General features: G+C 63.2%; 6 protein-coding genes, 1 tRNA gene and 2 pseudogenes. 6 read left to right on the forward strand and 3 right to left on the reverse strand.

Going from position 1 to position 10351, the window contains the following annotated elements; genetic code table 11:
- Nucleotides 1–83 precede the first annotated feature (83 nt).
- Nucleotides 84–160 (forward strand) — tRNA-Asp (locus P1U55_RS14785).
- 441 nt (nt 161–601) lie between these two features.
- On the opposite strand, the gene P1U55_RS14790 is transcribed toward P1U55_RS14785, so the two are convergent.
- Nucleotides 602–1978, reverse strand: coding sequence for a M20/M25/M40 family metallo-hydrolase (locus P1U55_RS14790; RefSeq protein WP_301048400.1), 1377 nt, complete (start codon nt 1976–1978; stop codon nt 602–604).
- A 198-nt stretch (nt 1979–2176) separates the two neighbouring features.
- Here P1U55_RS14790 and hemA point away from each other — a divergent pair, with 198 nt between their 5' ends.
- From hemA to ispG, 4 genes and pseudogenes are all read left to right on the forward strand, one after another.
- Nucleotides 2177–3412 (forward strand): 5-aminolevulinate synthase, encoded by a 1236-nt coding sequence (gene hemA / locus P1U55_RS14795; RefSeq protein ID WP_301048401.1) that lies wholly within the window; start codon nt 2177–2179, stop codon nt 3410–3412.
- A 203-nt stretch (nt 3413–3615) separates the two neighbouring features.
- A pseudogene (locus P1U55_RS14800) lies at nt 3616–4854 on the forward strand (RodZ domain-containing protein); the annotation flags it as partial.
- 159 nt (nt 4855–5013) lie between these two features.
- Nucleotides 5014–5304 (forward strand): annotated as a pseudogene (locus P1U55_RS15895) (DUF4115 domain-containing protein); the annotation flags it as partial.
- Nucleotides 5305–5385: 81 nt separating this feature from the next.
- On the forward strand, nt 5386–6516 hold the full coding sequence (ispG, locus tag P1U55_RS14805; RefSeq protein WP_301048403.1) for a flavodoxin-dependent (E)-4-hydroxy-3-methylbut-2-enyl-diphosphate synthase: 1131 nt from the start codon (nt 5386–5388) through the stop codon (nt 6514–6516).
- Between the two features lie 46 nt (nt 6517–6562).
- Here ispG and P1U55_RS14810 read toward each other — a convergent pair whose 3' ends face one another.
- On the reverse strand, nt 6563–7318 hold the full coding sequence (locus P1U55_RS14810) for a DsbA family protein (RefSeq protein WP_301048404.1): 756 nt from the start codon (nt 7316–7318) through the stop codon (nt 6563–6565).
- 572 nt (nt 7319–7890) lie between these two features.
- Between P1U55_RS14810 and P1U55_RS14815 the strand changes: the two genes are divergently transcribed.
- On the forward strand, nt 7891–9030 hold the full coding sequence (locus tag P1U55_RS14815; RefSeq protein WP_301048405.1) for an aminotransferase class I/II-fold pyridoxal phosphate-dependent enzyme: 1140 nt from the start codon (nt 7891–7893) through the stop codon (nt 9028–9030).
- A gap of 15 nt (nt 9031–9045) precedes the next feature.
- Here P1U55_RS14815 and serS read toward each other — a convergent pair whose 3' ends face one another.
- Entirely contained in the window at nt 9046–10338 is a 1293-nt protein-coding gene (serS, locus tag P1U55_RS14820) for a serine--tRNA ligase (RefSeq protein ID WP_301048406.1), read from the reverse strand.
- Between the last annotated feature and the right edge of the window lie 13 nt (nt 10339–10351).

Below are 10351 nucleotides of genomic sequence, written 5' to 3' on the forward strand. Positions count from 1 at the left end.
AGTGCCGGCCTGTCACGCCGGAGGTCGCGGGTTCGAGCCCCGTCAACCGCGCCACGCTGTATTTGCCCTCTCGCAGGGCCTGCGCGGTTGTAGCTCAGTTGGTTAGAGTGCCGGCCTGTCACGCCGGAGGTCGCGGGTTCGAGCCCCGTCAACCGCGCCACCTTCCCCCCCGTGAAACACGTCCGCGCCGCCGTTGACACCCTGCCACTTTGACGCCCCGCCTCACATTGCGTCTCGCCTTCTTCATCCCGAAGCCGCACACCTGAGAAAAGTGGAAGATGCGGGCGGCGAGCGCATTGTTGCACGAGGTCGACAGGCTTGTTTTCACGCGTCACGCCCCCCGTGGACGCTGCTGGCACCTCTTGCGCCGATAGAGCGCAAGCCATAATTCCCACGCCCTACCGCCGCTCCAATCCCGGCAAATCCGATCCTGCGTCTCAACGCTCTCCAAATATCCCCGCCGGAGGCTCTGATCTTTTTTTCGGCGCCCCCGCCCCACACGCACATCACCCGCAACAAAGACCCATCCGCGCCACAGGCCAAGGCCGAGCGGAGCGAGGCCCCCCGGGGCGGGGCGCGAAAGCGCCCCGCAATCAGGCCATCAGGCGGAGAGGGCGGCGAGGATGCGGGCCCAGCTTCGGGTGCCTTTGTGGAAGCTCTCCACATCATATTTCTCATTCGGGCTGTGGATCTGGTCGTCATCTTTGCCAAAGCCGATCAGCATGGCGTCCATCCCGAGAATGGATTTGAAGTAGCCCGCGATGGGGATCGAGCCGCCGCAGCCTACATAGGCCGCCTCAACCCCCCATTCCTCGGTGAGCGCAAGGCGCGCTGTTTCAAAGGCGGCGCCGGAGGTGTCCATTTGTCCGGCGGGGCCGGAGCTATGGGGGGTGAAGGCGACCGTGCAATCGGGGGGCAGCATCTCCTGCACCATCTTGCGGAAGCTTGCGCGGATCGCCTCCGGGTTTTGCGTGCCCACCAGCCGGAACGATACCTTGGCGGAGGCCTGCGAGGGCAGCACGGTTTTGAAGCCGTCGCCGGTGTAACCGCCGCTGATCCCATTGATCTCGCAGGTCGGGCGGGACCAGAGCTGCTCCAGTGCCATGCGCCCCTTTTCGCCGGCCCGTTCCGAAAGGCCAACATCGCCAAGGAAGCTTTTTTCATCAAAGCCAAGGGCTTCCCAGCTTTTCTTCATGTTGTCACCAATCTCGGGCACGCCCTCATAAAACCCGGGCACGGTCACGCGGCCTGTCTCGTCGTGCAGCGCGGCGAGGATGCGGGTGAGCACGCGGATCGGGTTGATCGCAAGCCCGCCATACATGCCCGAGTGCAAATCCTTGGACGGGCCGGTGATGGTGAGTTCTTCGCCCAGAAGCCCGCGCAACTGGGTGATGATCGCGGGCACCTTGCTGTCAAACAGCCCGGTATCACAGATCAGCGCCACATCGGCTTTCAGCTCTTCGGCGTTTTCCTTCATGAAGGGGATCAGCGAGGGGGAGCCGCTTTCTTCCTCGCCCTCAAAGAAGATGGTGAGCTTGCAGGGCAGGGTGCCGGTTTCGGCCTTCCAGGCGCGCAGGGCCTCAAGGAAGGTCATCAACTGGCCCTTGTCATCCGAAGCGCCGCGCGCACGGATCACCTGGCCTTTCGGGGTGTCCTGCACCTCGGGGTCAAACGGGTCCCGCTCCCACAGCTCCAGCGGGTCGACCGGCTGCACATCGTAATGGCCGTAAAACAACAGATGCGGCGCGCCTTCGGGGCCGCCATGGGCGACAACCATCGGGTGGCCCGGCGTTTTGCGCTTTTCGGCCGCAAGCCCCAGCGATTGCAGATCGTCCACCAGCCAATCAGCGGCGGCCTCACAATCGCCCGCGAAGGCCGGGTCGGTGGAGATTGACTTGATGCGCAGCAGGTCCATCAGCCGCTCCAGCGCGGCGGGCATGGAAGCGTCGATACGGGTGAGGATCGAGGGCAGGGACATGGGAGCTCCTTTTGCGGTGTTCGTGGCGGAAGGTAACAGGGGGAAAGCAAGTGTCCAGCAGGACCAAACCGTGCCTGCCGGATGAAATCCTCATGATCTGGATCAAAGCGGCAAAATAACTCAGGTGGCAGAACTTTCCGAATGGCGCGGGCTTTGATAGACCCCCCTCAGCGCCACCGGCGAATGGAAGGAAAGACCATGACTGACAAGGCGGAAATGCTGTCGTGCATCGACACCGCTCTGGAAAAGCTCCACGAGGAAGGCCGCTACCGGACCTTCATTGATATCGAGCGTCGCAAGGGTCACTTTCCACATGCCGTCTGGACCAAGGAAGATGGTTCCGAGCAGGATATCACCGTTTGGTGCGGAAACGACTACCTTGGCATGGGCCAGCATCCGGTGGTGCTGGAAGCGATGCACGAGGCGCTTGAGGCCACCGGCGCAGGCTCGGGCGGCACCCGCAATATCTCGGGCACAACGGTTTATCACAAAGAGCTTGAGGCCGAGCTGGCCGATCTGCACGGCAAGGAAGCGGCTCTGCTGTTTACCTCGGCCTATATCGCCAATGACGCGACCCTCAGCACCCTTCCCAAGCTGCTGCCGGGGCTGATCATTTATTCCGACGCGCTGAACCACGCCTCGATGATCGAGGGCATTCGCCGCAACGGGGGCGAAAAGCGCATTTTCCGCCACAATGACATGGAGCATCTGCGCGCGCTTCTTCAGGCCGATGATCCGGCCGCGCCCAAGCTGATCGCCTTCGAATCGGTTTATTCGATGGATGGGGATTTTGGCCCGATCCGCGAGATCATTGAACTGGCCGAAGAGTTTGGCGCGCTGACCTATCTTGATGAGGTGCACGCGGTGGGCATGTATGGCCCGCGCGGCGCTGGCGTGGCCGAGCGCGACGGTTTGATGGACCGGATCGACATTTTCAACGGCACGCTGGGCAAGGCTTACGGCGTGCATGGCGGTTATATCGCGGCGAGCGCCAGGATGTGTGATGCGGTGCGCTCCTATGCGCCGGGCTTCATCTTTACCACCAGCCTGCCGCCGGTTGTGGCCGCAGGGGCGGCGGCCTCGGTGCGCCACCTGAAGACCGATCAGACGATCCGCGAGCAGCACCAGACCAATGCGCGCATCCTTAAATCGCGCCTCAAGGCGCTTGGCCTGCCGATCATTGATCATGGCAGCCATATCGTGCCGGTGATCGTGGGCGATCCGGTGCATACCAAGGCGATCAGCGACATGCTGCTGGAAGATTACGGGGTTTACGTGCAGCCGATCAACTTCCCCACGGTGCCGCGCGGCACCGAGCGGCTGCGCTTTACCCCCTCGCCGGTGCATGACCCGAAAATGATCGACGGTCTGGTCAAAGCGATGGACGGTTTGTGGAGCGCTTGTGCGCTGAATCGCCAGGAACTTTCTGCCTGAACCGAGCGCCGCGCCGCAACCTCTGGGCGTGGTGGGGGCTTCGGGCTCTCGTTTTTGGATTTTTCGGCAAGAACCCTCCGGCGAGCGCTTCTGCAAGTGCATTGATGTTAGTATGATGGTAATCTGATCGTGATCTGGGCGGTGTCGGACACGAATCGCACCAGATATGGGGATACCGCAGAGATGCACTCGGGGCAGGGCACATGATCAGGCGCAAGCCGAAGAAATCGGTTGATGGGGAGCACTCCCCCAAAGGCTTCGATGATTTCGATCTTCGACTAGGCGATATCATGCGGGGCGAGCGGGCCACGATGGGCAAGTCCTTGCTGGATGTGCAGCGCGAATTGAAGATCAAGGCGACCTATATCGCCGCCATCGAAAACGCTGATCCCAGTGCCTTTGAAACCCCCGGTTTTATTGCCGGCTATGTGCGCTCTTATGCGCGTTACCTGAACCTCGATCCCGAATGGGCGTTTGAGACCTTTTGCCGTGAGGCGGACTTTGCCACGCTGTCGGGCCTTGAGGCCAACCGCAAGGGCGAGGCGGGCCGGACCCCGGCGAAAGAGCCGAAAGGCAGCGCAACCGGGCAGGCCGGCCTTGCTGGCATGCTCTCCCGCCTGAAAGGGCGCGGCGCGGCGCAAAAGGGGGCGGCCAAGGCAACGGCGCGGCCTGTGACCCGTGTGTCAGGTGCGCGCGATCCCTTTGCCGAACCCAACATTTCATTTGCGCCGCGCGCCGAGGGGATGCTGACGCGGCTTGAGCCGGGTGCCATTGGCTCGTCGCTGGTGCTCCTCGCCCTGATCGGGGCGGTGGGCTACGGTGGCTGGGCGGTGCTTCAGCAGGTGCAGCGCGTATCGGTTGCGCCGGTTGAGGAGGCCCCTTCGGTGGTGGCCGAGCTTGACCCGCTGACCACAGCGCCGATTGGCAGCGATGCGCCAAGCTACGCCGGTGTGGATGCGGCCACGCCCGATGCGCTGGAGCGGCTCTACCGCCCGCAAACCCTTGATACGCCGGTGATGACGCCGCGGGATGGCCCGATTGCCTCGATCGACCCGGCCAACCTGGGAGCACTTGCCCCCGGTGCGGGCCTTGGCAACACGCCCGCCACGCTGGTGGCGACCACCGGCGAGGTGCACCGCGATGATGGCACCGAGCTTGCCTCTGCCGATACGCTCCAGATATTTGCCGTCGCCCCGGCCTGGGTGCGGGTGCAGGATGTAGACGGGAATATCATTTTCGAGAAAACCATGAACGCGGGCGAACGCTGGATTGTGCCGGAGGGGGATGTGACCCCGGTGCTGCGGGCGGGCGCTGCGGGTGGCATTTACTTTGCGATGGATGGCAAGGCTTATGGCCCTGCCGGGGCGCCGGGCACGGTGGTGGCGGATGTGTCGCTATCGCGCGAGGCGTTGCGCGATAGCTATACCATGGCTGAAGCCAGTGACCATCCGGCGCTTGGCCGGGTGCTGGCCCGCGATGCCGAGCGCCCGCTGAACGCGCCGGAAGATTATGATGAGCGCGTACGCGTGGCGCAGGCCATTGTGGCCGGTGCGCCCAAGGTCACCGCTGATGGGGCGCCGGTGTTTGAGCTTCTCGCGGTGCGGGAAAGCTGGGTGCGGGTGAAAGCGGCGGACGGCTCGGTGCTGTTTGAGCAAACCATGCAACCGGGAGACCGCTACACGATCCCGCAGGATGACGGGCTGGCCACGCTGCGCACTGGCAATGCGGGCGCGGTTTACGTGGTGGCCGGTGGGCAGGCTTATGGCCCGGTTGGCTCTAACGGGGAAGTCGTCAACAACTTTGAGCTGAGTGCCGCCACCGAAACGCTGGCGGTGGCCGACCCGGCCCGCGACTCGGCCCTGCAAACCCATATGGTTGCCGAGAACCAGTGAGCGGTGTCGCACCCCGTTGCCCATGGGGCCGGGGCGGACTATCTATCCCCTGAATGAATGAGCCGACCCTCGGGAGATGTCATGTCGATCAATGAAGTGCGCCCGTGGCGCAGCATCTACCGCCGCAAATCGCGCAAGATCATGGTGGGAAATGTGCCGGTGGGGGGCGACAGCCCGATCACTGTGCAAACCATGACCAACACCGCCACCACCGACGTGAAAGCGACGGTGGAGCAGGTGCAGCGGGCGGCGGATGCGGGGGCCGATATTGTGCGGGTTTCGGTGCCCGACGAGGCCAGCGCGAAGGCGCTGAAAGAGATCGTGCGCGAAAGCCCGGTGCCGATCGTGGCTGACATCCACTTTCATTACAAACGCGCGCTGGAAAGCGCCGAGGCGGGCGCGGCCTGCCTGCGGATCAACCCCGGCAACATTGGCGATAGTGCGCGGGTGAAGGAAGTGGTGAAGGCGGCGCGCGATCATGGCTGCTCGATCCGCATCGGGGTGAACGCCGGATCGCTGGAGCGCCACCTGCTGGAAAAATACGGCGAGCCGTGCCCCGAGGCGATGGTGGAATCGGGCCTCGCCCATATCAAGCTGTTGCAGGACAACGATTTTCACGAGTTCAAGATCAGTTGCAAAGCCTCGGATGTGTTCCTGTCTGCCGCCGCCTACCAAGCGCTGGCCGAGGCCACCGATGCGCCCATTCACCTTGGCATCACCGAGGCGGGCGGGCTGACCAGTGGCACCATCAAAAGCGCCATTGGCCTTGGCAACCTGTTGTGGATGGGCCTTGGTGACACCATCCGCGTGAGCCTTTCGGCGGACCCGGTGGAAGAGGTGAAGGTGGGCTTTGAGATATTGAAGTCGCTGGGCCTGCGCCATCGCGGCGTCAACATCATTTCCTGCCCAAGCTGCGCGCGCCAGGGCTTTGACGTGATCAAAACCGTGGAAACGCTGGAGCAACGGTTGGAGCACATCAAAACGCCGATGAGCCTGTCGATCATCGGCTGCGTGGTGAACGGCCCCGGCGAGGCGCTGATGACGGATGTCGGCTTTACCGGCGGCGGGGCCGGGCATGGCATGGTGTATCTGGCGGGCAAGCAGGACCATAAAATCTCGAACGAGGCGATGGTCGAGAAGATCGTGGAAGAGGTTGAGAAGAAGGCCGCCGAGATCGAGGCTGACAAAGCCACGAAAGAGGCCGCCGAATAGCTCCGGCGGCCTTGATTTCATTGTAATTTTTCGCGGATTCCGGGGCCTATTTGGCCGCCCGTGCCTGCTCCACCAGCCCCAGCATGGATTGCAGCGGAATGTAGCCGCGCAGCATCTCGTCTTCGAGGATGAAGGTGGGGGTGCCGCTGATTTGCAGGATCTGGGCGAGCGCGCGGTTTTCGGCGATGATGGCGCCAACCTCATCGCTGTCCATCGCGGCGAGCACGGGGGCGGCATCAAAGCCCAGTTCATTGGCCAAATCGGTGAGGGAGGCATCATTCACCTCGCCGCGCATGGTGATCAGCGCGTCATGCGCCTTTTTGTAAGCCTCTTCGCCCTCGATCTGCTGTACCGCGATGGCAAAGCGTGAGGAGGTTTCGGACTGGTCGCCGAGGATCGGAAACTCCTTGATGATCAGCTTGATGTTGCCATCGGCCTCAAGCAGCGTTTCCAGCTCGGGGAAGGCTTTGCGGCAGTAGCCACAGCGGTAATCGGTGAACTCGACGATGGTGATATCGCCCTCGGGGTTGCCCGCGACGTGGGAGTACCCATCATTGAACAGCGCCTCGGCGTTATCGGCCACAAGGCTCTTGTCGCCATGGGCCTGTGCGGCGGCCTGACGGTTTTCGAGGACGCCAATCGCCTCCATCAGCACCTCGGGATTTTCGAGCAGGTAGGCACGGATTTCGCCGCGAAATGCCTCGCGCTCGGGTGGTGTCATCTCGGAGATGTCAAAGGCTGCGGCGGGCAGGGCGGTGAGGCTGAGCGCCGTGGTGGCGGCGATGGAGAGAGTGCGAAGCATTGTTGGGTCCTTTTGCTGGCGCGGTCGGCCGCGTCAAAAGTGAATGGGGCGCGGCGCCAGCCTGCCGAGCCTTGGGGCAATCGTGTTGGGGTTCGTTTGGCACGGATCGCGGTGTCCTTCAAGCGACCGGTCCGCGTGACGGGTTTGGGGATGGAGGCTTGGGGGCCTGCGGGGGCGGCGCGGATTCGGATAAGGGCTGGGTGCGCGAGGAAGTGATTTTGTTTTCTTAGCCAGTGGGTTCGGTGGGGTTCTTGAAGTAAATGAAGGCCAGTCGGAAGCGGCTGGGGGCGTGAGTGTTCCCGGTGGTCTGCGGGCCGCGCGCACGGGGTGTTTGGCGGCTGGGGCAAACTGCCGCGCCGCCTTTGCAACGCGGGTCTTGAAAGGCGCAGGCTTTACCGTAAAGCGCCGCAGGTTCGCCGAAGCACGCTTCATTCCAACGCGATGCAGCACCGGGCGCGCTAGGGCGGGCCAAGACGTGAGCGGCGCATGCAAGAGCGCGGTCAAGCGCATTGTGGCCATTGACGCGGGCCTCGCAGATTGGTTTCTGGTCGCAAAAGAATACGGAGAGCTTCATGCGGGTTTCAAGGCGAAGTGCGGTCGATCCCTTTATCGTGATGGACGTGATGGAGGCCGCGCGGGCGGCTGAGGCGGCGGGACGTTCGGTGATCCACATGGAGGTGGGCCAGCCCGCAACGCCCGCGCCACTCGGCGCGCGACAGGCCGTTGCGGCGGCGCTTGAAGCGGGGCCGTTGGGCTACACGGTGGCCTTGGGCCTGCCGGAGTTGCGCGCGGGGATCGCCGCCCTTTACAAACGCTGGTATGGGGTTGATTTGAACCCCGAACGGGTGATCGTGACAACTGGCTCATCGGCTGCGTTTTTGCTCGCCTTTACAGCGCTTTACGACGCCGGAGAAAAGGTGGGGCTGGGCGCGCCGGGCTATCCTTCCTACCGGCAGATCCTGCGCGCCCTGAGCCTGGAGCCGGTGGAAATTGAGGCAGGGCTTGAAACCCGGATGCAGCCCGCGCCGGGCGATGTGCCCGAGGGGCTGGCGGGCTTGATCCTTGCCTCGCCGGGCAATCCGACTGGCACCATCCTTGACCGGCGTGCATTGGCGCAACTGCTTGACCGGGCAGGGGAAATTGGCGCTACGGTGGTGTCGGACGAGATTTACCACGGGCTGCATTATGGTGAGCGGGCTGTCTCGGCGCTGGAGCTGAGCGACGATGTGGTGGTGATCAATTCCTTCTCGAAATACTTCTCGATGACGGGGTGGCGCGTGGGCTGGATGGTGGTGCCGGAGAGCGATATCCGAACCTACGAACGGCTCGCTCAGAACATGTTCATCTGCCCGCCGCATGTTGCGCAGGTGGCGGCCCTCGCGGCGCTGGAGTGCACCGATGAACTGGAGGCCAACCGCGCCGTTTATGCCGCCAACCGTGAGGCGATGTTAACCGGTTTGCCCAAGGCAGGGATCACCCGTTTTGCACCGCCGGATGGGGCGTTTTATGTGTATGCCGATGTGAGTGAGCACACCGATAGCAGCCTGACTTTCGCCCAGGAAATGCTTGAAAAGACAGGCGTTGCTGTAACGCCCGGCCTTGATTTTGACCCGGCGCGCGGGGCGAAATGGTTGCGGCTTTCCTATGCGCGCAGCGAGGCGGATATTGCGGAGGGGTTGCGCCGGTTTGAGGGGTTTATGGGCCAGCGTTAACGACCGGCTTCTGGGTTAGGAGAGCGTGCCGTTAACCGTTAGCGTGGTCTTGCCGCCGAGGTAGGGCCGCAGGGCGGAGGGGAGATTTACCGTGCCGTCTTCCTGCTGGTAGTTTTCCAGAACCGCGATCAGGCAGCGACCCACGGCGAGGCCGGAGCCATTGAGCGTGTGGAGAAATTCCGGCTTGCCGCCGCCTTCGGGGCGGAAGCGGGCGTTCATCCGGCGGGCCTGAAACGCGCCGCAGTTGGAGATTGATGAGATCTCGCGGTAGCTGTTTTGTCCGGGCAGCCAAACCTCGATGTCATGGGTGCGCACTGCGCCAAAGCCGGTGTCGCCGGAGCAGAGCACGACGGTGCGGTAAGGCAGGTCCAGCGCCTCCAGCACGGCCTCGGCGCATTTGGTCATACGGCTATGTTCTTCTACGCTTTTCTCGGGGTGGACCACCGAAACCATCTCGACCTTTTCAAACTGGTGCTGGCGCAGCATTCCTGAGGTATCGCGCCCCGCGCTCCCGGCCTCGGAGCGAAAGCAGAGCGAATGGGCGGTGTAGCGGCGGGGCAGGTGGCTCTCGTCGAGAATGCAGTCGTTCACGATGTTGGTGAGGGTCACTTCGGAGGTTGGGATCAGCCACCAGCCCTCGCGGGTTTGATAGCTGTCTTCGCCGAATTTTGGCAGTTGCCCGGTGCCATACATCATCTCTTCGCGCACCAGAACGGGGCCGTTTACCTCGGTCAGATCGTGGTTGTTGACGTGCAGGTCGAGCATGAACTGGGCCAGCGCTCGGTGGATCCGGGCGATGCCGGCGGACATGAGCACAAAGCGGGAGCCTGCGAGCTTGGCGGCGGTCTCGAAATCCATCGCCTCCTTGGCACCGGGAAGCTCGAAATGTTCGACCGGTATGAAGCTGAACTCACGCGGGGTGCCCCAGCTTTTCAGCTCAACGTTATCTTCCTCGTCAGCGCCATCGGGGATGTCGTCCTGCATGATGTTGGGCAGGCCCATCAGCACATCGCGCAGCTCGGCGTCCTTGGCCTTGGCCTCTTCCTCAAGGCGGGCGATTTCTTCTTTCTTTTCAGCGACAAGGGCGCGCAGGCGCTCAAACTCGGCGTCATCGCCACGGCCCTTGGCAGCGCCCACTTCCTTGGAGGCGGCATTGCGGGCGGCGAGCGCCTCTTCGGCGGCGGTGATGGCGGCGCGGCGGGCCTCATCGAGCGCGAGGATCGGGGCGGAGGCCGACGAGAGCCCACGCCGCGCCATGGCGGCATCAAAGCCTGCTGGATCGTCGCGGATGAGGCGGATGTCGTGCATGTGTCCTGTCCTT

Origin of the sequence: Vannielia sp. (assembly GCF_029212645.1) — a bacterium.
Lineage (GTDB): Bacteria > Pseudomonadota > Alphaproteobacteria > Rhodobacterales > Rhodobacteraceae > Vannielia.

What these genes read in the sequence shown, in the direction of transcription:
- P1U55_RS14810 (WP_301048404.1), bottom strand. Translation starts at nt 7,318, where the DNA reads ATGCTTCGCACTCTCTCCATCGCCGCCACCACGGCGCTCAGCCTCACC.
- P1U55_RS14790 (WP_301048400.1), bottom strand. Translation starts at nt 1,978, where the DNA reads ATGTCCCTGCCCTCGATCCTCACCCGTATCGACGCTTCCATGCCCGCC.
- ispG (WP_301048403.1), top strand. Translation starts at nt 5,386, where the DNA reads ATGTCGATCAATGAAGTGCGCCCGTGGCGCAGCATCTACCGCCGCAAA.
- P1U55_RS14815 (WP_301048405.1), top strand. Translation starts at nt 7,891, where the DNA reads ATGCGGGTTTCAAGGCGAAGTGCGGTCGATCCCTTTATCGTGATGGAC.
- serS (WP_301048406.1), bottom strand. Translation starts at nt 10,338, where the DNA reads ATGCACGACATCCGCCTCATCCGCGACGATCCAGCAGGCTTTGATGCC.
- hemA (WP_301048401.1), top strand. Translation starts at nt 2,177, where the DNA reads ATGACTGACAAGGCGGAAATGCTGTCGTGCATCGACACCGCTCTGGAA.